This is a genomic window from Streptomyces sp. NPDC059649 (assembly GCF_042734445.1).
Lineage (GTDB): Bacteria > Actinomycetota > Actinomycetes > Streptomycetales > Streptomycetaceae > Streptomyces.
This window is the reverse complement of sequence record NZ_JBHWDV010000042.1, coordinates 1-20,464: the sequence shown is the minus strand read 5'-3', so window position 1 is coordinate 20,464 and position 20,464 is coordinate 1. Positions and strand designations below refer to the sequence as shown.

The following is a 20,464-nucleotide window of genomic DNA, read 5'->3' as shown; positions in this document are numbered from 1 at the left end:
AGTGGTTCCCCCGCAGAGGCCCCAACCGGTTGCCCGGGGCGTCTGATTCCTCCTTGATGGCGGAATGTGTACCCATGCCCAGGGGTTGATGACACTTTGGCCGGAAGAGCGGGAAAGGTCAGTTGAGCGCTTTTTCGTACAGCCGGAAGGTGCGGGCGCCGGCCGGCCCCTCGGTGAAGCCCAGGCACAGCCGCGGCGTACCGGTGTCGCCGCCCCACCGGACGGCCAGCCCCTCCGGCTCGCGCGGGGACAACTCCGGTGCCGTCCGGTCCATCTGCTGCCACGCCACCCTGCCGGTGCGCAGATCGATGCGGTAGAGGCGGGCGTTGCCGCCCGAGGACGGCGGGTTGCCCACGCCGTACGCACTGCCGAGCAGCTGGTACGCGGAACTGCCGTGCAGGGCCATGCCCTGGAAGGGCAGCCCGAGGTGGGCCCCGGGCTGGGCAAAGGTGATCAGCGGCCGGAACACCCCGGCCCGGAACCGGTCGAGATCGTGCAGCGCGAAGCGCGGTGTCCCGCTTCGCTTGTAGCGCAGCAGCAGGCGCCGGTGCACCGGGTCGACGGCGGGGGAGTTGCTGGTGGAGCCGGTGACCGGCCGGTACGTCCGCAGACCGGGGGAGGTGGGTGACAGCACCCGGCCGTCGGTGAACCGGAAGCGGCACAGTCCGCGCCCGTACCCGGACGCCGGGTTGGCGTCCCACTCGGTCCACAGCGCGACACCGTCCCAGGACTCCTCCAGGCCGATCGAACCGCCGTGCCCGAACCCCTTCAGATACATGTGCCCGGCCGGCGACCCGTCCCATGCCAGCCGGTTCAGGCACAGATCGCCCCGCCGGACCCGCACCGTGTGCGGGACGGCCGCCCGTTCCCCCGGCAGCCGGACGCCGCCCGCCACCACCTGCAACGCATAGACGTGCCCCCGTAACTCGTCGAAGGCGAACGACTGCAGCACGGTGGTGTGCCGCAGCCGCCCGGCGAGGAACTGCCGCCCCGCCGCGGCCAGTGCGGGCAGCGCCCGGTCCGGCGGCGCCGCGACGGCCTGCGAACCCGGGACGGCCGCGACCGCGCCCGCGGCACCCCCGAGCCACCGAAGGACCGCCCGGCGTCCCGGCCCCGCCGCGGAGAAGTCCGTGCTCATCAAACCTCCAGGCCATCGGTCCGGTCGCCCGCCCGCCCGTCGCCGCGAACGGGCGGGCGGGCGGAGGTCATCCGGACGCCGCTGTCCGCGCGGCGCCCGCCGCGGCGGGATCACCGCCACGGACATCAGCGCCAAGGCATCCGCACGACGGGCATCAGCACCACGGAACGGTCTGGAACGCATGGACGTAGTGGGCGGAGACGTAGCCCCGCCGATGGGCGAGCCGGTACCAGTACGGGTTGCCGTGGACGCTGCTGCCGGTCGTCGTGCACCGCAGCCCGTGCAGGCTCCCCGAACGCAGCGCACCGATCACCCGGTACGTGACACCCGGGCCCGAGCGGACGTGCAGCGGCACCCCGGGCGGGGTCACCACCTCCCCTTGCGCATACCGCACATGACGGTGCACATGACGGCCCGTCGGCCCCGGCACGCCCGTGCCGTGGTGGACCGCGTGGGTATGCCGACCGGGGTGGCGGTACGGACCGGAGTCGGCCACCGCCACCGCGGGGACCATCGAAAGGGCGGCCGCCAGGGCGACCACACCGTTGCGGAACAGGCGTCGGTTCATCGGAACCTCCTCGAACGACTGCAGCGGCACCGGAGCGTGCCCTGCGTCGCTCAGCGTTTCCGACCGCTCACCCGTCGATGCCGTCCCAGCCGTCCCAGGGAGGAAGTGGAACCCCGGCACGGGCCGGGGAAACCCCCGTCCCTTGCCCGGAAACCGCATGTACTGGGCAGTTGGATCGCTAATCTGCCCGTGTGCTACGTCGTGGTGGGGAACGTCAGGGTACGGCCTGGGTGCTCGTGGCCGGGGCGGTGGTGCTGGGTATCGGGCTGCTGTTCGTCCTGTGGAGCGCGCCGGGGGGTGGGCAGCGGGACGCCAAGGGACCGGCGCGGGGGCGGACGGCCGGGCCGGCGGTCGGGTGGGGGTTCACACACACCCAGTTCAGTGCGGACCGGGGCGCGGACGCGGCGGTGGAACGGGCCGCCCGCCTGCTCGCCGGGCAGCCGATGGCGCAGAACCAGCACCTCATGGGCTGGGGCGCGGACAACCCGGAACCGAGCCCCGGGCGGTACGCGTTCGACGACCTGGACCGGCGGCTGGCGCTGATCCGGCGCACCGGCGGCACACCCGTACTGACGCTGTGCTGCGCGCCGGACTGGATGAAGGGCGGGACGCCCGGCCGGACGGACTGGAGCCAGCTGGAGAAGGCCCCGGAACCGGAGCACTACGCGGATTTCGCGGCGCTCGCCGGAAAGATCGCCCGACGCCATCCGGAGGTCCGGCATTTCGTCGTCTGGAACGAATTCAAGGGGTTCTTCGACGACGCCAAGGGGCGCTGGAACGCCGAGGAATACACCCGGCTGTACAACCTCGTCTACCAGGAGCTGAAGAAGGTCGACGAGCGGAACCAGGTGGGCGGGCCCTATCTGGTGATGGACAGTTATGTGCCGGGCGACGACCGGTATCCGTCGGCGCTCGAGGGGGCGTGGGGGCATCTCGACCAACGGACGCTGGATGCGTTCGCGTACTGGAACCGGCACAAGGCCGGCGCGGATTTCCTGGTCGTCGACGGGTCGAGTTACAGCAAGGACGACCGTTACGCCCCCGACGTCTTCACCGCCGCCCGGAAGTTCGCCGAGGTGGGGCGGTGGCTGCGGCACGAGAGCGGGCTGCCGCTGTGGTGGGCCGAGTGGTACGTCGAGGTCGCGGACGAGAAGGGCGGGCGGAGCGGCTGGAGCGAGCGCAAGCGGGTCGCCGCACAGGCCGTCGCGCTGATCGAGATGGCGGAGGGCGGGGCGACCGGCGGCTTCTACTGGAATCCGGAAAGGGACGGGAAGGGGCCGGGCGGGAAGGAATGCCCGGGGTGTCTGTGGAGCAGTACCGAAAACCCGGACGGCGGGCGGGAATTGCCCATGTGGAGCCTGCTGGCGCGGTTTTCCCGTACTTTTCCGCCGGCGGCCCGGCCGCGGGAAATGGCCACCGGAAACGGCGACATCCTGGGGCTGAGCGACGGGCGGACCGCGCTGCTGGTGAATACCGCGCGGCGGTCCGGGGCGGCGCGGGTGGGCGGAAAGGAGCACCTGGTGGACGGGTACGGGGTGCGGTGGGTTCCGCTCACGCCATGACGAGCGTCATCGTGCGGTGGGCTCCCCTCGCGGAGTGAGTGCCCCCTTATAACCTCGCCTACGACCTCGCCCACGACCTGCCCTACGACATCGTCACGAAGCGCTGGACCAGCGACGCCAGGAACGTCAGCAGCAGTGGCATCGCGAACCAGAAGAGGGCCTGGATCCGCCGGAGTTGCCGGGGAGTGGGGGAGGGCGACCGGACGCGGAGCAGCTCGCGGGCGGTGAGGACCGTCAGCAGGGCGAGCAGGGACAGCGCGCCCAGCACCGACCAGGGGGTCCAGGTCACCCGGGGGCCGGCCGGGCCCGGGTGGGCGGCGGGGACCGTGCCCGGCGGGCGCTGCGCGAGGGCGTAGAGCGCGGCGTGTGCGGTGCCGAACACCCGGCGGAGGTCGGGGCGGTGGTCGAGGGCGGTGCGCAGCCGCCGCTCCCAGCCCCGGGGATACGCCGAGCCCAGCCGCAGCGCCTCCGACTGGCCGTGATTGACGATCAGGTACGACTGCGGACCGGCCTTCCGGAGTGCGCTGACCAGCGGCGCCACCGCGGCCGGATCGCGGGGCGCGAGGGTCGGTACGTACTGCACCCGCTCCATGTCCCTGGCGCCCCAGGGCATCGCCGGGGTGACGCTGTTGACCGGGTCGTCGCTCGGCCACAGCAGCCGCACCGTCGGGCGGTCGTGCGCGTAGACGTAGTCCATGGCGGTCACCTCTCCCGGCCGGACGCGTTCGAAGGGCTCGTTGCCCCAGCGGGCGACGAGGAAGCCGGCGGTCAGGAGCAGGCCCGCGAGCAGCGCGGCGAGCGGACCGTGGGTGCGGCGCCGGGCGGGCGTGACGCGCGGGAAGAGGGCGAGGGCGGCCAGCGTGCAGGCGCCGGGCAGGGCGAACAGGAAGACCCGCAGGGCCATTTCGCCGCCGTACGACTGCAGGCCGAAGGCCAGGAACGGGACGAAGGCCAGGGCCGGCAGGGAGCGTTCGGTGAAGCCGGCCGCGCGCCGGCGCAGGACGCCCCAGCAGGCCAGCGCCAGCACCCCGCCGGCCAGCGCCACCCGGGTGCCGAGGACGAGCTGGTGGGTGGGGTCGCCGCCGGTGATCCGGTCGGTGACGGACGAGGTGACATTGGCGCCGATGCCCCCGAGGCCGCCGAACAGCTCGTCGAAGTGGCCCGACCAGTAGGGCTCGGCCAGGAACCCCACCCACCCCGCGACCAGCACCCCGAGCAGCAGCGGCAGCCCCGGCAGGGTGCAGCGGCGGGCCACCACCAGGACGGTGAGCACCCCGAGCATGACGAAGGGGGTGAGCTGGTGGCCCGCCACCGACGCGGTGAAGAGGGCGAGGAGGACGGCCAGCAGGGTCACGCGCCGGCCCGGACCGGCCGGCAGCACGGCGGCCTCGCCCGGGCGGTGGCGGCCCGCCTCGCCGTGCGGAGCGCGGAACCACACCAGCAGGATCGCGACGAAACAGAGGTAGAGGAGGTAGGTGAACCCCTGCGGGGAGAAGTAGTCCTGGCCGACCCAGCCGCACAGCACGAACAGCCAGGCCGCGCACCACTTCGCCCGCCACCCGGCCCGTACCGCCTTCAGGAGGAGGAACAGCGGGGCCAGGTACAGGAGTTGGAGGGTGAGCGGCCACCAGCGGAGGAGTTCCGTGAGGTCGGTGACACCGCACGCACCGGCGAGGAACTGCGCTCCGGCGAAGAAACCGGGCCAGCTCCAGCGCGCGTCCAGGTCCGGTACGGCCACGCCGGTCCGGGCGAGATGGTCCAGGAACCCCAGATGCTGCCAGGCGGTGGGGAAGCGCGGTGCGGCCTCCAGGACGGCGGGCAGGGCGTGCAGCGCGACCACCGTCAGCAGGAGGACGGACGCCAGCAGCGCACGGTGCTGCCGGCGGAGCCCGAGCGCCACCGCGAACGCCGCCACCAGGAGGGCCGCCCCGGCGAGAGTCGCGCCGGGCAGGACGGAGATCAGGCCGAGGCCGTTCATCCGGTCCAGGGCGCTGTCGTCCGTACCGCGCAGCGGCAGCCAGAACAGGACCGCGGCGGCGGCCGGCAGGGTCCGGGCGAGGGCGGTGGCCGCCCGGTCCGTACGGCGCCCGGGGCGGGACCGGCCGCGTCGCGGGGGGCGGGTCCGCCGCACGGACCTCCGGCGTACGGCCGCTTCCCGCGGCATCCCGTACGCACCGTCGCCCAGGTCCCCGTAGGCGGCCAGGTCCGCCAGATCGCCGTCCGGGGCGCGGCCGTCCGGAGGGACCCGGCACGGCGGCGCCGGGGCGGTGCCGCCGCGCAGCACCCGCCGGAGCCGCGGGGCGGCGAGTGCGACGATCACCGTCAGGCTGCCGACCTCGGCGATCCCGGCACCGGTCAGCCCCCGGTGCGGCAGCAGCACCAGGGTCAGTCCGAGCACCGAGGCGCACAACAGGCCCTGGAGGGCGGCCAGTCCGGACGTCCGGCTCCGGGCGCGCAACACCGCGAAGTGCACCTCCATCACGACCCGCAGCCCGGCACCGACCGCGTACCAGCGCAGCAGCGGCGTCGCCGCCCGTGCGTACCCGGGGCCGAACACGCCCAGGATCCACGGCGCGAAGAGGAACAGGCCCAGGCAGACCGGGAGCATGATGCGGGTCATCCGGCGCAGCGCGGCCCGGGTGTGCCGGGCCAGGCCCGCCGGGTCGTGCGCCCCTTCCACGGTGAGCGAGGCGCCCATGTTGAGGGCCAGCAGATTGACCGTGCCGCCGATGGTGGTGGTGACGTAGAAGTACGCGTTGTCCGCCGCGCCGACCTGCGAGGCGACCAGTACCGGTACGAGGTGGACCACGGCGAGCGAGAAGAGCGAGCCGGTGGAGTCGCCGGCCAGGAAGCGGCCCAGTTCGCCGGGCGACGGCGGCCGGGCGGTGCGGCGGGTGGCCCGTACGTGGCGCGGGATCAGCCGCCGGAAGACCAGCCAGCCCAGCGGCAGCACCGACACCGCGATCGCCGCGGCCCAGGACACGAACACCCCGGCGGTGGGGAACGCGGCGGCGAGGACGACCAGCAGCGCCAATTTCACGGTGGAGAAGGCGAGGTTGCCGGCCGGGACCCAGCAGGCGCTGCGCAGCCCGGTCAGCACCCCGTCCTGGAGGGTGAGCACCGACCACGCCACCACCGCCACGACGAAGCCGACACCGGCCGGCAGGCCGTGCAGGAAGCGGTAGGAGGGGCCCCAGAGGCCGAGGGTGAGGAGGAAGGCGGTGGCGGCGAGGGCCACCACGACCGCACTGCCCGTATAGGTGCGCCGCACCAGCCGCCCGGTGGTGTGGCCGGCGACCGGGAGGAAGCGGGCCAGCGCACCGGTCAGGGTGACCGCCGTCAGCCCCGCCAGCAGCTTCATCGCGGCGATCGCCGCCGACCCCTGGCCGACCGCGAACTCGGTGTAACAGCGGGCCGCGACCAGCCAGAACCCCAGGCCGAGCAGACCGGAGACACCGGTGTTCAGCATCAGCGCCCAGGCGTTGCGGAACAGCGGACTGCCCGGCGCGCGTCCGGCGGACCCCCGCGCCGCCGCCTCCGGCTCCGGGCCCGTGTGCTCCGCGGCCCGGGTGGTCGTCTCAGGCACCGGCGTGGCCGCTCCTTCCTCCGCCGCGGCGGGGCCACGCCGGGCTCGGCGTCAGAAGCCCGGCGGACACGGCCGCACCGCCTGACGTGCCCGCCGGACCACCGCGTACCCCTTGGTGAGCACCCGGTCCGCGGCATAAGTACGGAGCAGCCCGCGGCCCTCGACGAGCCGGGCGAACTCCGCGGTCCCGGTACGGCGCCGCACGGTCAGCCGGGCCAGCGCGTACGGGCCCTGCGCGCGGGCCGCGAGCGCATTGCCGACCGCGAGTGCCTGCCGGAAGCCGAGCCCGCGCACCGTGCGCCGCACCCGCCGGTCGGAGTGGCCGTAGGGGTACGCGAAGGACTCCGGCGCCGTGCCCACCTCCTCGGCGATCAGCTCCCGGCAGCGCAGCACCTCCTGCCGCAGCCGCCGGTCGTCGAGGCCGTCCAGCGGGGGATGCCCGTGGCCGTGCCCGCCGATCTCCACGCCGGCCGTGGCCAGTTCGCGCACCTGCCGCCAGTCGAGCATGGTGTCCGGTGCGTCCCCGGTGTCGTACGGGCCGCGCAGCCAGCCCGTGGAGAGGAAGAGGGTGGCCGGGAAGCCGTACCGGGCGAGGGCGGGCAGGGCGTAGCGGTGGACGCCTTCGTAGCCGTCGTCGAAGGTGATCAGCACCGGCCGGTCGGGCAGCGGGCCGCCGCCCCGCCAGGCCGTGGCGAGGGCGGCGGCCGTCAGCGGGGTGAAACCGCCGTCGGCGAGCGCGGCGAGCTGCTCGGCGAACGCGTCGGGGGTGACGGAGAGCGCCCGTACGGCCGGGGTCGGGGCGAAGGCCACCGCGTGGTACATGAGGATCGGCACTCTCACGGGGCGGTCGTCGCTCATACCGCCGCTCCCTCGTGCGCGGCGGTGACGGCTGTCGTGCCGTCGCCGGGGAAGGTATCAACTCCCTTGCTTTTCCCCTTACTTGATGCGGACCGGAGGCGGAGGGTGCCGCGGGCGTAACCGGCCGCGGCGGCCGCCGTACCCGTCAGGATCGCGCCCGCCCGGGCGGCCCCGCCCGGCCGCCCGAGCAGCGCGTCCCGCAGTCCGCGCAGCACGCCGGCGGGCAGCACCCGGGTCGTGTGGCGCCGCTCGCTGGCCAGCCCGTCCCGGGTGCCGACGCGCCGCGTCACCAGCGCCTTGGACAGGCCCTCCGCGTACGCCCGGCGGCGGAAGTAGCCGAACCGCTGCCGCTCGGCCGGCACCCGGTGGTGGATCACCGCACGGTCGTCGATCAGCAGCACCGCGTCCGGGAGGGTGCGGGTGATCCGGATGCACAGCTCGGTCTCCTCACCGCCGAACGGCCGCCGGTCACCGTCCCGCCCGATCCCCGTCGCGAACCCGCCGACGAGGTCGAAGGCGATCCTGCGGAACGAGGCGTTGCCGCCCAGCACGTTGCGCACCCGCACCCTCCCCGGCGGCAGGCCGCGGTACGTGCAGCCCACCACCCAGTCGAACTCCTCGGGGAACCACACCGGCCGCCGGCCGGACGCCCACACCGGCTCGGTGCGCCCGCCGACCGCCAGCACCGCCGGATCCGCGTACGCCGCGGCGAAGTGGCGCAGCCAGTCCCGCTCGGCGACCGCGTCGTCGTCGAGGAACGCGATGACCTCGCCGTCCGCCGCGGCGATCCCGGTGTTCCGGCCGGCGGACAGCCCGCGGGGGCCGGAATTGGCCATGATCAGCAGGGGGACCGGCGGCGCACCGGGAGCGGGCGCGCCCGTGCGGGCGCCCCCGAAGTGCTTCCGGAGCCGGTCGAGCAGCACCGGCTGGTGGTCGACCACCAGCAGCACCTCATGGGCCGGGTGGGACTGGCCGCGGACCGAGTCCACCGCGGCCAGGATGTCGTCCCAGCGGTCCTCCGTGTGCACGCAGATGACCACGGAGAACCGCAGCGCCGGCCCCACCGCAGGCCCGGCCACCGGTCTGCCGGGGCTCATCGGGCCTCCCCGGTGAGCAGCGCCGGCCGGGGCACCCGTTTCCGCCCGGCCCCCCGTTCGCGGGCGATGACCTTCAGCACCCGCAGCCCGTCGCGCACCGCCCGCAGATTGCTGGCGCCGTGGATGCGCGGGTATTCGTGGCTGGGGATCTCCTGCACCCGCAGGCCGGCCTTGACCACCCGGATGTTCATCAGCGTCTCGACCTCGAACCCGGCGCAGTCCAGGGCGAGTTGGTCCAGACAGTGGCGCCAGAAGGCGTTGTAGCCGTAGCACAGGTCGGTGTAGCGGGCCCCGAACTTGGCGTTGACGAGGGCGGTCAGCAGCCGGTTGCCGAGCCGGCGGATCCACGTCATGTCGTCCGTGCCGCCGCCGTTGGCGAACCGCGAGCCCTTGGCGAAGTCGGCGCCGGACACCAGGGCCGAGACATAGCTGACGATCTCGCCGCCGTCGGCCGAGCCGTCCGCGTCGACCATCACGATGATCTCGCCGGTGCACGCCGCGAACCCGCTGATCAGCGCGTCTCCCTTGCCCTTGCCGCGCTGCGGTACGACGGTGATGCCCGGCCACAGCTCCCGGGCGACCCGGACGGTGTCATCGGTGGAGTTCCCGTCGACCAGCACCACTTCGTGGATCCAGTCCGGGAGGGTGGTGAAGACGTGCGGGAGGTTCGCCGCCTCGTTCATCGCCGGGATCACGACGCTGACCGGCGGAGCGATGGCCAGATGGGAGGAGACGGGACGGTAGACGGCCTGGTCCGGCAGCAGCGTCAGCGGCGGTTCATCCGCATCGGCCGGGCGAAGGAACGCACTCATGGGTTGATTTCCCTCTCGTCCGGTGGACCGCCCGCCCCCGGGCGGTCCGTGCTGAGATCCGGGTCCGACAGGGGGTTCGCACCCCGGCCGGCGCGGCGCTGAGCACCGTGCGGACAGGGCGAGCCGATAGGCGTGACCACGAAAGCGCGGCTCGTGACCGGGCCCCGGCGGACCGTGGTCGGCCGGCGAGGACCAGTGCACCAGACCCCCCACCGCGCACCGCACCGGACGCTTCGCCGGCTGCTCCTCCCCCGGAACAGCGCGGCGGCGATCGTCCGATGCGGCGGGAAGTACGTCGGAAAATGAAGTGCGACGGAATGGACGAGGAGGACTCTAAGGCAAGACGTTGCATGTCAAATACCCTTTAGGGCAATTGGCCACTACGTACTGATGTACGCCTGTATGCATGCACCGGCGCACACCCTTCCGAGCCTCCGCGAAAAGGCCACGGAATACCGGGTGGAAAGGCCCGAAAGGCCCGTACGGGCGCCGGAATCAGCGTCCGGTCCGCAGCCGCCCGACCCGCTTGAGCAGGCGGTCCGCGGGAGCGAACCACTCGGGGCGGGCGAGCACCGCATTGCGCAGCGCACGCACCGGCGCGCGCCGCGCCCAATGCACCGCCGCCGCCGGATGGCGTTGCCTCACCCATCCCTCCGCGACCACGAGTTCACGCGTTTTGAGGGAATCCTTGTAATCCTTCGCACCGCGTCCCAGATCGAGATATCCGAGCGACTCGGCGGCCGCCGCCCGCGCCATGCCCAGATGCAGCACAAGCCCGGGGGAATACTTCGCAAACTGCGGGTCATAGGCCGGGAACCAACAGGCGAGAACGGAATCGGAACGCAGTCCGAAGTGGGCCGCGACCGGCCGCTCACCGGCGTACAGCACCGACAGCAGCCCGGTGCACGACGCCGTACGCGTGTGGAACAACTGCTGCACCAGCCGCACGATCCAGGGGTGCGCGAAGCGGTCGCCGCGCCCGGTCCTGCGGTACTGCGCGGACTTCCACCGCAGCAGCGTGCGCAGCACCGCCGGATCGCGCTCGTCGTGGACGTGCCGCAGCGGCCCGACGTCCCGGCCGAGCCGGCGCTCCTTGGCCAGGGTGGTCCGGGCGAACTTCGGCGAGCGCGCCCGCAGTCCGGCCAGATACGCCTCGAAACCCCGGTCCACGTCGATGACCGGCGAGGCGAACCGCCCGAACGAGCGGGTTTCGAAGGCGCCTTGGCCCGCCACCAGGTGGTCGAACTCCAGCACCGACAGCCCGCAGGCCCGGAGCAGTTCCCGGGCGTCCCACCCAAGGCCCGGGCGGTGCACCAGCCCCTGCGCGTCCGACAGGCCCAGCCCGATCGCCCGGCCCACCCCGAGCGCGGACCGCTGGAAGGGCAGGAACCCGGCCGGCAGGCCGTCCTCCCGCAGCACCGCGATCCGTACGTCGCTCCGGCAGCGGCCGACGGCCAGTGCGAAGGCGGGGGAGAGGAACGGGTTCGCCAGCTGCGGCGCCCCCGCCGCCCGCGCCCCGGCCTGCAGGGCGGCCCAGGCGTCGCGTTCGGCCCCGGTCAGCTCGCCGGGCCGGTGCACCGTGATCTCCATGTCCGCGCGTGGCCCCCCTGCCTGTCCGTACCGTCAGTCGGTCCGGCGTCCGCGCGGCCGGCCGGCCCGTCGCCGTACCGCGCAGCCCAGCAGCAGTACGCCGCTGAACGCCGCCACGGCGAGCACCCCGCCGCGCACCGACCACATCCGCAGCGCCAGCATCGTCTGGGCCACCAGCAGGTCGACGGCGAGCGCCCCGGCGCCGGCCACCACGGCCCGGCCGAGCGGATCCATCCGCCCGAGCGCCACCGCGAGCGCGCCGGCCGGCGCCATCAGGAGGAAGAAGAGCGTGAACGGCGCACGCAAGGGCGATTCGAGACCGGTGAGCGCCAGCCCGGCCCCCATCACTCCGGCCGCGACCGCGGCACCCAGGGCCAGCGACCGGGCCGCCCCGGCCGGCGGTGCCTGCGGCGCGGGCGGTTCGCCGGACGGGGACGGCTCGTACGGGCCGTCGCCCCGGATGGTGTCCGTCTGCATGAGCGGCGCTGCCCTCCCCGGCCGGATGAGGGCTCAATGTCGCGTAACGCCCGGAGCACCGTCAAGGCGCGAAGAAGGCCGGAAACGGGCGCAACCCGGGCCGCGGGGGAGGTCGCCGGGCCGCCCACAGACGGCGCAATGACCGCGACCGGGGACCGGACCTGCGGAGACTGGGGGCGAGACCGCGAGGTGAGGCGCCCGCGGAAAGGAGCCGGGCCCGTGGAGCCGCCGAGCGGAACCGCCCTGACGGTGATCATGGTGTGTCTGACCGTGGTCACCGGCATGGTGGAGGCCGTCAGCTTCCTGGCGCTCGGTCAGGTCTTCGCCGCCATGCAGACCGGCAATCTGCTCTTCCTCGGCTTCGGTGTGGCCGGGCAGGGCGGGCTGCCGGTGGTCGGGACGGCCGTCTCGCTCGGTTCGTTCGCCCTGGGCGCGGCCCTCGGGGCCCGGTGGGAATCCGGGCTGGCCGCGCGGGAGCAGCGCTGGTTCCCGGCCGGCCTGCTCACGGAGGCGGCCCTGCTGGCCGGTGCGGCGGTGGCCGCCTGGGGATCGGCTCCGGCCCCCGGACTGCCCCTGGGCCGGCGCTACCTGGTCATCGGTCTGATGGCGCTGGCGATGGGCATGCGCAACGTCACCGCCATACGGGCCGCCCCGCCCGACCTCACCTCCACCGTGGAGACCCGGACGATGACGGCGCTGGTCAGCGGTTCGGTGCTGGGGCAGGACAAGCGGCTGGGATACGGCAGCCACGCGGCGGTCCGGCGCCTGGCCTCCGTGGGCGCGATGTTCGCCGGCGGTCTGCTCGGGGCCGCGCTGCTCGGCCTGGGCACCCGGCCGGCGCTGGTGCTCCTGCTGGTCGCGGTGTTCCTGGCGGGCACCGCGGCGGTGGTGCCCGCGCTGGTCCGGCGCGATCGCCACACGGAGGGCTGACGGCCCGCCAGGCGGCATACCGGCGCCCCGGGTGGCGATAGCCGGTCTCGTGGTCAGAAGCAATGACACGGCGGTGAACATCCGCCCGGATCGGCACATTTACCGTGAACATGAAACTACTTTTGGCATGGACACTTCCGGCTACCCGCGAGTCTTGCTACGACGGATGTGGCAGAGATCCTGCTAAGGGAGGTTCCATGAGACTGTCCCGATTCGCGGCCCTGACGTCCGCCTTCTTCGTCACCACGGCGCTCGCGCTCACCGGCGCGAGCGCCGCCGCGTCCGCCCAACTCCCCACCGCAACCGGCTATGTGGCACTCGGCGACTCGTACTCCTCGGGTGTCGGGGCCGGCGGCTACGACACCGCCAGCGGCTCCTGCAAGCGCAGCAGCAAGGCCTATCCGGCTCTGTGGGCCGCCGCGCACTCCCCCTCCTCCTTCCAGTTCACCGCCTGTTCCGGAGCCCGAACGGGTGATGTTGTCAGCGGACAGCTCGGCCCGCTCAACAGCACCACGGGCCTGGTCAGCATCACCGTCGGCGGCAACGACGCCGGATTCGCCGACACCATGACGACCTGTGCGCTCCAGGGCGAGAGCGCCTGCCTGGCCCGGGTCGCGCAGGCCAGGCAGTACATCGACAACACCCTCCCCGGCAAGCTCGACACCGTGTACAGCGCCATCTCCCAGAAGGCCCCGGCCGCGCACGTGGTGGTCCTGGGCTACCCGCGCTTCTACAAGATCGGCGGAAGCTGCTTCGCCGGCCTCTCCGAGAAGTCCCGCACCGCCATCAACGCCGCGGCCGACGACATCAACGGCGTCCTCGCCAAGCGCGCCGCCGACCACGGCTTCTCCTTCGCCGACGTCAACACCACCTTCGCCGGCCACGAGCTGTGCTCCGGCAGCGCCTGGCTGCACAGCGTGACCTATCCCGTCGACGAGTCCTACCACCCGAACTCCGCCGGCCACTCCGGCGGCTATCTGCCGGTGTTCGGCTCCGCCGCCTGACGAGCCGCACCCGGGGCGCGTCCCGGGCGCCGGGGAGTGTCCGTGAGATCCCGGTCTCTCCCCGGCGGACCCGGCGGCCCGTCAGGCGTCCGGAAGCTCTCCCTCCGGAAACTTCCGGTCCGTCAACTCCCCCTGGAGCGCGGCTTATAGGTGACATTCCGTATGGTGTGCGTCAACGTCAGGGCGAGGCAGGTGAATCCGTTGACCGGTCTGCACGCGTGTCCTCCAAGAGAGATAGGGTTACCCTGCCCGGGCCGGGTGCCCTCGTAAGGGTGGGGAGAGTCATGGAACAGATAACAGTGCGTAGCAGGGCCAGAGTCCCTGCGATCAATTGCGGGAGTGGTGCGTCCAGTGCGCGCCTCGACCGCCACCTCGCGGTACTGGGTGGCCCCGCCATCCCGCAGCGGGAGGCCGAAGGCGCGACCTCGCTGATGCAGGAGCTCACCGCGCGCGACCACCTGCGGACGAGGAACGGCCGCGGCGCCAGGGTGTCGCTGTTCGCACCGCTGCGCAGGCTGCGGCGCTCGCTCTTCGGCGGACACGGCTGAGCCGTTCGTCACACGGCACCTCGGGCGGCCGGCCCGTCCCCGCCCGGCCGGTCCGCTCCCGACCACCCGTCACCACGTGACGGGTGGTTTTTTCGTGCCCGGCCGCACGCGCCGGGGTCCGCGCTGCCGAACGGCTCCCGGCAGCCCACGACGACCGGGCTGACCGGCTTCCGGCCGGCCGGTCGGCTGCCCCTCGTACCGGGCGGGCAGCCCCAGGTGGTCGCCGACCCGGGAAACTAGGATGGTGGCGAGGTGATCGATCCATGGCAGCAAGCGGCCGCGCGGCCGGACCCGAAGTGATCTGGGCGCGTCCCGAGCGGACCGGCCGCGGCCCCCGGCCCGCCTTCACCCGCGACGAGATCGCCGAGGCCGCGGTGCGGATCGCCGACGAGTCCGGGCTCGCGGCGGTCTCCATGCGCCGGGTGGCGACCGCGGTCGGCTGCGCCACCATGTCGCTCTACAACTACGTCCCCGGCAAGGGCGACCTCATCGACCTCATGGTCGACCTCGTCGTCGGCGAATACCGGCTGCCCGGCCGCCCGTCCGGCGACTGGCGCGCCGATCTGCTCCAACTCTGCCGGCAGACCCGCGACATGATGCGCCGCCACCCCTGGCTGCCGGGCGCCGTGCTGTCCCACACCTTCCTCGGCCCCAACGCCCTGCGCTACATGGAGCACTGCCTCGCCGTACTGGAGGACTCCGGGCTCGACGACGCGCTCAAGCTCGAACTGATCTCGATGCTCAACGGCACCCTCATCACCATGGCCACCGCCGAACAGGCGGCCGCCGAACGCGCCAAGGAATCCGGCCACAGCCCGGAACAGCGCCAGGCGGCCCAGGCCGGCTACCTGCAGTCGGCCGTGGCCACCGGGCAGTACCCCCTCATCGCCCGGGTCCTGGCCGGCAGCGCACCGGTCGGCGACCCCGACGAGATCTTCGCCCGGCTCATCGGCCGGGTCCTCGACGCCTACGCCGGCCCGCCTGCCGAGTAACCACGGACCGGCCGGCACCAGGGGCGAACCGCCACCGGCGAACGGCGCTCACACCAGCGCGAACTGCCCGTCCGGGCCCTCCTCGTGGTGGTCCAGCACGGACGCCGGGCGGCGGGCCGCGGACGGCGGCGGCAGCACCCCGGCGGCCCGTAGCTCGCCGGACAGGAGCTGCGGCGCCTCCACGACGGCCGCCGCCAACTGCTCCCGTTCCGGCTCCAGTTCGGCCAGCAGGGCCAGTACGGTGATCAGCTCCAGCAGCTCCGAGGTCCACTCCCGCGGCCAGTCCGCGGGCCCCAGCGCCGCCAGCGAACCGGCCTCCGGCGGCGTCGCCGTACCGTCCTCCGCCACACCGGTGCGGCCGGCGAACCAGTCCGCCAGCACCCGCACCCCGCCCGCAAAGAAGTCCCAGGCGCCCTGCGGCACCGGCGAGATCCGGCCGCCGTCACCGAGCAGCAGCGCCTCCTCCGCAGGGTCGTACCCCAGGGACCGCGGCAGCCCGCGGGCCGGCAGTGCGGCACGGACGTACGGGCGGCGACCGCCCGGCATCCGGGGCCGCCCACCGGGCCCCGCGCACCCCTCGGGCGGGCCGTCCGCGGGCACGTACCCGCCCCGGGTGTACAGCCACAACAGTCGCTCGCCCAGCGCCACACCCCGCGTCCACACCTCGGCATCGGCGGTCAGCGGCACCACGACGCCGTCGGGGGAGTGCCGGGCGCCCGCGGCCACCCACGCCAGCAACTGCGCCGGCTCCACCGGGCGGTCCAGCCGGCGGGCGAGCAGGGCGAGCAGCCCGGGAGCGAGGTTCGGCTCACGGCCGCCGGGCCGCCGGTAGAGCGGATGGATCCGGCCGGGACGCCCGCCCGGCGACCGCCCGTCCGGCAACAGTGCCGAGCACACCACCGCGGGCCCGGACGGCTGCGGCAGCCGGCCCGGCTCGATCGCGTACAGCTGCCGGGCGTCCGCCACCCGCCACAGCTCGGGCCGGGCCGCGTCGATCAGCCGGTGGTCGGGCAGCAGCCATTGTTGGTCGAACGGGCCGTGCTGGATCCGCACCGGCTCGGGGCACGGGCCGTCCGCACGGTACAGCCGCCCGGTGGCGGTCCGCTGGCCCGGCAGCTGGCCGACCGCGGAGTACAGGGTCCGGGCCCGGGACGGCCGGAACAGCCGCTCACGGGCCGCGCTGTCCTCGGCGGCCACCAGCGCCCGCCAACGCGCCCGCAGGGCCGCCGGGTCCGGCGACCGCACCCAGGAACGGCCGAGCCGCAGCGGCGCCACCGACCACGGCATGAGATCGGACAGCCGTGGCGCGTCCTGCTTCGCCGTCACGCGGAGCCCCTCCCGGACCGTTCGGTTGACCCCGGCATGGTAACGACGGCGCCCGCCGCTCCGCCCGGCCGGCCGGACCGGATCCACCCTCCGGGACGACCCGGACGCGGTCTTCCGCTTACTGATCTTGGCGGAGTACGGTCCTCGCCGTACGCCCGGCACCGCGGTGCGGACGTCGCTCCTGCCGACGCCGGAACGGCGCGCGGGACCCCCATCGCGCCGGGACCTGCTCAGGGGAGGACCGCCATGACGGACACCACCTCCCCCACGCCGGAACGGCGCGGGGGGACCCTCATCGGCAACCGGGCCGCCGCACGGCTGGACCGGCTGCCACCGTCCCGGTGGCACCGCCGGATCACCCTCGTCGTCGGCATCGGCGCCTTCTTCGACCTCTACGAGATCTTCCTCGGCGGGGTGCTCGCCGCCGTCCTCGCCGACCGGTGGCACCTCGGCCACACCGGGAAGTCCTGGGTGATCGCCGCCGGATTCCTCGGCATGTTCGTCGGCGCGAACGCGCTGTCGGTGCTCGCCGACCGCCTGGGCCGGCGCCGGATGTTCCTGGTCAACCTCGGCGCCTACTCGGTGTTCTCGCTGGCCGCCGCCTTCGCCCCGGACCTGCCCTGGCTGCTGGCCCTGCGCTTCCTGGCCGGCCTCGGCCTGGGGGCCGAACTCGTGCTGGTGGACACCTACCTCGCCGAGTTCCTGCCCCGGGCGGTACGCGGCCGGTACATCGCCTCCGCCTACACCCTCGGCTTCCTCGGCGTCCCCGTCGCCGCACTGCTCGGCGCCCGGCTGGTCGCCGACCACCGGCTGTTCGGCATCGACGGCTGGCGCTGGCTGCTGGTGGCCGGTGCGCTCGGGGCCGCATTCATCCAGCTGATGCGGCGCCAACTCCCGGAATCTCCACGGTGGTTGACGGTGCACGGGCGGCACGAGGAGGCCGAGCGGATCGTGGCCGGGCTGGAGGAACGGGTGGGCCGCGAGACCGGCGGCAGCCTGCCCTCCGTACCCGAGGCCGAGACCGTCCCCCAGCGGCGGGTGCCGCTGGTCGCCATGTTCCGCGGCGACCTCCGCCGGCGCACCCTCATGTGGTGGATCTTCCAGATCCTGCAGACCGTCGGCTACTACGGCTTCGGGTCGCTGGCACCGGTGGTCCTCACCGCCAAGGGCCACACCGTCACCGAGTCGCTGCTCTACGCCGCCCTGAGCTTCTGCGGCTATCCGCTCGGCTCCGCGCTCTCCGTCCCGCTCATCGACCGGATCGAGCGCCGCACCCTGATCATCGCCGCCGCCCTCGCCATCGCCGGCTGCGGCCTGGCCTTCGGCTTCGCCGACGCCACCTGGGCCATCATCGCCTTCGGCTTCCTGCTGACGGTGGCCAGCAATGTCTTCTCCAACGCCTTCCACGTCTACCAGACCGAAATCTTCCCGACCGGCCTGCGCAGCAGCGCGATCGGCATCGCCTACTCCCTCTCCCGCCTCACGTCGGTCGTCCTGCCGTTCGTCGCGCTACCGGTCCTTACGCGGCTCGGCCCCGCCGCGGTCTTCACGGGATCCGCGGTCCTGATGCTGCTGCTGTGCGCGAACGTGGCGGTGCTGGGGCCGCGCAGCACGGGGCGCAGCCTTGAGCGGATCTGATCCCCTGTCCGCTGCGCTTGGCGGCGCCCGTACGTAGCTGGCTTTCCCGCCGCGGGGCTTGTTCGCCGTTGTGCGCTTTGCGGCGCCGCGTACGTTGTCGGCTGTCCCGCCGTTGGGCTTGTTCGCCGTTGCGCCTGGCGGCGGGCGTTTGTTTGTCGGGTGCGGTGACAGCCCTACAGACTTCGTCCTCCGGTCTGTCCCCTCCCGTTGGTGGGTGGGAGAGGTGAGTGGGGGCGGGCGTTGTCGTTCGGCGGTGTCTCGTGTCGTGCAATGTCTTGCGTCGTGCATGTCTTGCGTCGTGCGGTGTCTCGTGTCGTGTGGTGTCGGGAATACCGCCCCGGCCCGTCGAGTTGAGGCCCGCAAGGGGCGCCTCGTACCCCTAGGGGATCTGTTCGTCCCCGCCCTAGGTGGTGGGATCCGGAAGTCCTTCGGGTCGAGCCTGGCCCGTAGATCGTCCAGGTCGGGGGCGGTGGACTTCCACTGGAACGGCTGTGCCGTGGCGTTGTAGCGGGCCGTCTGCGTCCGCTGCGCGACCTGGCCGCCGCCGCCGTGCATGAGAACGAGGCGGGGCAGGCCGCGCAGGGTCCGCATCAGGGAGCAGTGGAGGGACCCCAGAGGGGGGTCAGTGGGTATCGGTTCGCATGGTGGTGACTGCCACGGTGGCGTAGTGCATCGTGAAGCTGCCTCCTGCCGCGTCGATGGCGGCGCCGACGCCAGCCAGCAAGTCCTCCAGCTTGGCCTGCGGGAGCCGGGTGAAGGCGCCCTGGGTGGGTAGCTGGTCCAGCCACTCGTCCCGTGTGTAGGGCCGTTCCCAGTCGAATCGCCACTGCTCGGCCTCGGTGAACCCCTCCACTTCCCGTATTCCGTCGGCTGCCTTGGTGCACAGTGCCGTGTACGCCTCCACGGCCGGCACCGCCCATTGACGTGCGGCGAGCGAGTCGGGCATCACTCGGCGGTATACCTCGGCGAAGGCTTCCGCCACGTCGGGCAAGGGCTGGCCCGCGTTCCAGAAGAGGGCCAGCAGACCGCGGGGACGCAGAGCCTGTGCCGCCTTGGCGGCGCCAGCGACCGGGTCCACCCAGTGCCAGGTCTGTCCGGAAACGACGGCGTCGAACTCTCGGCCTGCCGGATCCCAGGCTTCGAACGCCGCCACCTCGACGTCGAGCCCACGCCGGCGTGCCAGGTCGGCCATCCGAGCGTCGACGTCGAGACCCAGCACCCGACATCCGGCCGCCTCGAACTGCCGGGCCACGATGCCAGTGCCGCAGCCGACATCCAGGACATCGCGGCCGGGGGTGGCGGCAATGATCCGGTCCACCAGTGCTTGGGGGTAGCTGGGCCGAGCCCGGTCATAGCGTTCGGCGTCCGAGCCGAACGACTCCGCTACCTGTCGGTTTTCATGGGATGCGTGTTCGGAGCGAGGACCTCGCTCCGGCGGTAGAGTGGGCATGCGCCCACTATGAGTGGGCGCATGCCCACTCGTCAATCCAAACGACCCGATCAAGAAGCCGGGGAGATGCCCGATGCCCACGGGAGTAGCCATCCGCGACGTGCGCGGCCAACTGTTCGACGCCGCCGAACGCGTCCTGCTCCGGGACGGACCGAGCGCGCTCACCAGCCGGGCGGTCACCACGGAGGCAGGCTGCGCCAAGGGCGTCCTGCACCGGCACTTCGCCGATTTCGACGCTTTCCTTGCCGAGCTCGTACTGGAACGCATCGCCCGTATCGACGACCAGGCCGCCGCCCTGTGCAAGTCCGCCGGAACCGGGACCGTCGCCCACAACCTCACCCAGGCATTGCTGGACCTTTTCGAGTCGGTGGCGGTGGCCATCGTCAGCCTCGTCACCTCGCGGGACGGTCTGCGCGCCCAACTGCGCGAGGTCAGGCCCGCCGGCGTCCCGATCCTGACCGATGCCGCGACCGCGATCGCCTCCTACCTCACTGCCGAGCGTGAACTCGGCCGCATCAGTGCGGATGCTGACGTCGACACACTCGCTCCCACTCTCATCGGAGCCGCGCACATGCTGTTCGCCGACCGACAGAGCATCCCGCCAGGGGCCGGAGACGTCCGCAAAGTCGTCACCGCAGTCATCGCCGGCGTGGAGCAAGAACCGCTGCGGTGAACTCTCATCAATGAGCCATCGCCGCAGCCAACAAGCAGGGGCCTCACCTCACTGCCCCGCGTACGACACACGGCCCGAAAGCAAAACGGGACCCCCGCCGCTCACCCCCACCGGCCTCAACTTCCCCCCTCACGGGAGGGGACGGGCCGGAGGGGGGGGGGGGGTGTGGGGTAATCTTAAAGCAGCCCACACACCCCCCCCCGCGGCCGCCACCC

General features: G+C 73.1%; 17 protein-coding genes. 7 read left to right on the top strand and 10 right to left on the bottom strand.

The features are described from left to right. Positions 1-118 precede the first annotated feature (118 nt). Positions 119-1,138 (bottom strand): teichoic acid biosynthesis protein C, encoded by a 1,020-nt coding sequence (locus tag ACFV1J_RS31275; RefSeq protein WP_385863697.1) that lies wholly within the window; start codon positions 1,136-1,138, stop codon positions 119-121. Positions 1,139-1,292: 154 nt separating this feature from the next. Next, complete coding sequence (locus tag ACFV1J_RS31270) at positions 1,293-1,706, bottom strand: SH3 domain-containing protein (protein WP_385863695.1); 414 nt, start codon at positions 1,704-1,706, stop codon at positions 1,293-1,295. Positions 1,707-1,936: 230 nt separating this feature from the next. Between ACFV1J_RS31270 and ACFV1J_RS31265 the strand changes: the two genes are divergently transcribed. Further along, positions 1,937-3,268: a xylan 1,4-beta-xylosidase gene (locus ACFV1J_RS31265; protein ID WP_385863693.1), complete on the top strand. Its 1,332-nt coding sequence runs from the start codon at positions 1,937-1,939 to the stop codon at positions 3,266-3,268. 82 nt (positions 3,269-3,350) lie between these two features. On the opposite strand, the gene ACFV1J_RS31260 is transcribed toward ACFV1J_RS31265, so the two are convergent. From ACFV1J_RS31260 to ACFV1J_RS31235, 6 genes are all read right to left on the bottom strand, one after another. Next, complete coding sequence (locus tag ACFV1J_RS31260; RefSeq protein ID WP_385863690.1) at positions 3,351-6,854, bottom strand: lipopolysaccharide biosynthesis protein; 3,504 nt, start codon at positions 6,852-6,854, stop codon at positions 3,351-3,353. A gap of 51 nt (positions 6,855-6,905) precedes the next feature. Next, positions 6,906-7,712: a polysaccharide deacetylase family protein gene (locus ACFV1J_RS31255; RefSeq protein ID WP_385863688.1), complete on the bottom strand. Its 807-nt coding sequence runs from the start codon at positions 7,710-7,712 to the stop codon at positions 6,906-6,908. Continuing rightward, positions 7,709-8,809: a glycosyltransferase family 2 protein gene (locus ACFV1J_RS31250; RefSeq protein ID WP_385863687.1), complete on the bottom strand. Its 1,101-nt coding sequence runs from the start codon at positions 8,807-8,809 to the stop codon at positions 7,709-7,711. Before ACFV1J_RS31250 ends, ACFV1J_RS31255 begins: the two co-directional genes overlap by 4 nt. Next, positions 8,806-9,621 carry a glycosyltransferase family 2 protein gene (locus ACFV1J_RS31245; protein WP_385863686.1) on the bottom strand — a complete coding sequence of 272 codons (816 nt, stop codon included), beginning with the start codon at positions 9,619-9,621 and terminating at the stop codon, positions 8,806-8,808. The genes ACFV1J_RS31250 and ACFV1J_RS31245 overlap by 4 nt, the downstream gene beginning before the upstream one ends. Positions 9,622-10,116: 495 nt before the next feature. Next, entirely contained in the window at positions 10,117-11,211 is a 1,095-nt protein-coding gene (locus ACFV1J_RS31240; protein ID WP_385863684.1) for a GNAT family N-acetyltransferase, read from the bottom strand. Between the two features lie 33 nt (positions 11,212-11,244). Next, positions 11,245-11,688, bottom strand: coding sequence for a hypothetical protein (locus ACFV1J_RS31235; protein WP_385863683.1), 444 nt, complete (start codon positions 11,686-11,688; stop codon positions 11,245-11,247). A gap of 219 nt (positions 11,689-11,907) precedes the next feature. On the opposite strand from ACFV1J_RS31235, the gene ACFV1J_RS31230 reads away from it, so the two are divergent. The 4 genes from ACFV1J_RS31230 to ACFV1J_RS31215 all read left to right on the top strand — a co-directional run bounded on the left by ACFV1J_RS31230 (position 11,908) and on the right by ACFV1J_RS31215 (position 15,162). After that, positions 11,908-12,618: a YoaK family protein gene (locus ACFV1J_RS31230; RefSeq protein WP_385863681.1), complete on the top strand. Its 711-nt coding sequence runs from the start codon at positions 11,908-11,910 to the stop codon at positions 12,616-12,618. Positions 12,619-12,815: 197 nt separating this feature from the next. Beyond that, complete coding sequence (locus ACFV1J_RS31225) at positions 12,816-13,622, top strand: SGNH/GDSL hydrolase family protein (protein WP_385863679.1); 807 nt, start codon at positions 12,816-12,818, stop codon at positions 13,620-13,622. A 284-nt stretch (positions 13,623-13,906) separates the two neighbouring features. Next, positions 13,907-14,170 carry a hypothetical protein gene (locus tag ACFV1J_RS31220; RefSeq protein WP_030415749.1) on the top strand — a complete coding sequence of 88 codons (264 nt, stop codon included), beginning with the start codon at positions 13,907-13,909 and terminating at the stop codon, positions 14,168-14,170. A gap of 263 nt (positions 14,171-14,433) precedes the next feature. Continuing rightward, the gene (locus ACFV1J_RS31215; RefSeq protein ID WP_385863677.1) at positions 14,434-15,162 is read left to right on the top strand and encodes a TetR/AcrR family transcriptional regulator C-terminal domain-containing protein; all 729 of its coding nucleotides are present in this window, start codon (positions 14,434-14,436) and stop codon (positions 15,160-15,162) included. A 48-nt stretch (positions 15,163-15,210) separates the two neighbouring features. Here ACFV1J_RS31215 and ACFV1J_RS31210 read toward each other — a convergent pair whose 3' ends face one another. Then, positions 15,211-16,488 (bottom strand): type ISP restriction/modification enzyme, encoded by a 1,278-nt coding sequence (locus tag ACFV1J_RS31210; protein ID WP_385863675.1) that lies wholly within the window; start codon positions 16,486-16,488, stop codon positions 15,211-15,213. A gap of 246 nt (positions 16,489-16,734) precedes the next feature. On the opposite strand from ACFV1J_RS31210, the gene ACFV1J_RS31205 reads away from it, so the two are divergent. Continuing rightward, positions 16,735-18,126 carry an MFS transporter gene (locus tag ACFV1J_RS31205; protein WP_385863673.1) on the top strand — a complete coding sequence of 464 codons (1,392 nt, stop codon included), beginning with the start codon at positions 16,735-16,737 and terminating at the stop codon, positions 18,124-18,126. A gap of 622 nt (positions 18,127-18,748) precedes the next feature. Here ACFV1J_RS31205 and ACFV1J_RS31200 read toward each other — a convergent pair. Further along, positions 18,749-19,576 (bottom strand): class I SAM-dependent methyltransferase, encoded by an 828-nt coding sequence (locus tag ACFV1J_RS31200; protein ID WP_385863671.1) that lies wholly within the window; start codon positions 19,574-19,576, stop codon positions 18,749-18,751. A 73-nt stretch (positions 19,577-19,649) separates the two neighbouring features. Between ACFV1J_RS31200 and ACFV1J_RS31195 the strand changes: the two genes are divergently transcribed. Next, the gene (locus tag ACFV1J_RS31195; protein ID WP_385863668.1) at positions 19,650-20,249 is read left to right on the top strand and encodes a TetR/AcrR family transcriptional regulator; all 600 of its coding nucleotides are present in this window, start codon (positions 19,650-19,652) and stop codon (positions 20,247-20,249) included. Positions 20,250-20,464 lie beyond the last annotated feature (215 nt).

Bases quoted from the DNA above. Each gene is read 5' to 3' on its own strand.
- ACFV1J_RS31275 (WP_385863697.1), bottom strand. From the start codon at position 1,138: ATGAGCACGGACTTCTCCGCGGCGGGGCCGGGACGCCGGGCGGTCCTT.
- ACFV1J_RS31270 (WP_385863695.1), bottom strand. From the start codon at position 1,706: ATGAACCGACGCCTGTTCCGCAACGGTGTGGTCGCCCTGGCGGCCGCC.
- ACFV1J_RS31255 (WP_385863688.1), bottom strand. From the start codon at position 7,712: ATGAGCGACGACCGCCCCGTGAGAGTGCCGATCCTCATGTACCACGCG.
- ACFV1J_RS31250 (WP_385863687.1), bottom strand. From the start codon at position 8,809: ATGAGCCCCGGCAGACCGGTGGCCGGGCCTGCGGTGGGGCCGGCGCTG.
- ACFV1J_RS31245 (WP_385863686.1), bottom strand. From the start codon at position 9,621: ATGAGTGCGTTCCTTCGCCCGGCCGATGCGGATGAACCGCCGCTGACG.
- ACFV1J_RS31240 (WP_385863684.1), bottom strand. From the start codon at position 11,211: ATGGAGATCACGGTGCACCGGCCCGGCGAGCTGACCGGGGCCGAACGC.
- ACFV1J_RS31235 (WP_385863683.1), bottom strand. From the start codon at position 11,688: ATGCAGACGGACACCATCCGGGGCGACGGCCCGTACGAGCCGTCCCCG.
- ACFV1J_RS31225 (WP_385863679.1), top strand. From the start codon at position 12,816: ATGAGACTGTCCCGATTCGCGGCCCTGACGTCCGCCTTCTTCGTCACC.
- ACFV1J_RS31220 (WP_030415749.1), top strand. From the start codon at position 13,907: ATGGAACAGATAACAGTGCGTAGCAGGGCCAGAGTCCCTGCGATCAAT.
- ACFV1J_RS31215 (WP_385863677.1), top strand. From the start codon at position 14,434: ATGGCAGCAAGCGGCCGCGCGGCCGGACCCGAAGTGATCTGGGCGCGT.
- ACFV1J_RS31205 (WP_385863673.1), top strand. From the start codon at position 16,735: ATGACGGACACCACCTCCCCCACGCCGGAACGGCGCGGGGGGACCCTC.
- ACFV1J_RS31200 (WP_385863671.1), bottom strand. From the start codon at position 19,576: ATGCCCACTCTACCGCCGGAGCGAGGTCCTCGCTCCGAACACGCATCC.
- ACFV1J_RS31195 (WP_385863668.1), top strand. From the start codon at position 19,650: ATGCCCACGGGAGTAGCCATCCGCGACGTGCGCGGCCAACTGTTCGAC.